Below are 1,002 nucleotides of genomic sequence, written 5' to 3' on the forward strand. Positions count from 1 at the left end.
CTACTTTGTCGTTGATGCCGACGGTGAATTACAGCGGGTGCTTGAGCACAACGCGAAACCCGAAGAGCTAGCGGAGGCGCTGCGCGCTTTATTGTAGCTGCCGCGCTCACGCAACCTGGCTTTGCTTTCCGGGTAATAGCGCCGTTTCCGTTTTGCAGTTGATGAGCATCAATGGCGCGTTATCTTCGTTGCGCAAAAAGCCTTCGATATGATAATCGTCCGTTCTCTGTTTCATTAGACCCTCAGACGAGTTGTCGGTACTGAAGTTAGACCAATCATAATCAATAATATCTTTAATATTATCGAGCCTGAGCGCGGACACTCGCCCTTGATCGTGTTCAACAAATAGGATGATAGGCCGAACGCTATTTTCAGCGCGCTCTTTCGCTTGCTGAAGATGATTGTGAAATGCCTTAAGGCTATTCTCTTGAGTTCGCTTGAGCAGTATCAGCGCTTGATCCTGATTCGCCAAAATCTGACAAATACGTTCTAGGTCTCTTTGTAATTCTTTGCAGGGCTCTTCTAGGCTGTTTATAACTTCAGTGAGCTCCGCATTGGTGTTTGAATAGGTGCGTGTCCACTTGAGCAACTCTTCGACTTTTGCTGGCTTCGTCGGCGCGCTGGACTGATGTTGAATGGCGGTTTCGATTTGATCAATCCAATTGAGATGCGCGACTTCATAGTCATCCAAGTCTGTCATCAGAGCGGACATACGATTTTGATGATCATCGGAGCCAATGAGCTTGTTGAAGTCATAAAGCTCTACCGTGTTGTTTTGATAAGTGATGACTTCATGGTTGAAACTGTTGAGTTCATCAAGCTGAATGTTGCGTTTTACATCCTTCTCGATGTACAGCACTTGCTGGAGTGGAATCGCAAAGGCGGCATCCTTGGTCGAGAACGTAATGACAGACAGTTTATTGTCCTTAAAGAGCGCATATGCACTTTCTTCACTCATGAGCCTTCCTCCATAGCGCTCGCGCTAATCGACTTAAAATAGTG

General features: G+C 46.5%; 1 protein-coding gene. It reads right to left on the reverse strand.

Annotation, left to right across the window (positions count from 1 at the left end):
- Nucleotides 1-106: 106 nt before the first annotated feature.
- Nucleotides 107-958 (reverse strand): hypothetical protein, encoded by an 852-nt coding sequence (locus tag A3750_RS21785; protein WP_068454630.1) that lies wholly within the window; start codon nt 956-958, stop codon nt 107-109.
- Nucleotides 959-1,002: the final 44 nt, after the last annotated feature.

Source organism: Oleiphilus sp. HI0079 (genome assembly GCF_001635105.1).

Bases quoted from the DNA above. Each gene is read 5' to 3' on its own strand.
- A3750_RS21785 (WP_068454630.1), bottom strand. From the start codon at position 958: ATGAGTGAAGAAAGTGCATATGCGCTCTTTAAGGACAATAAACTGTCT.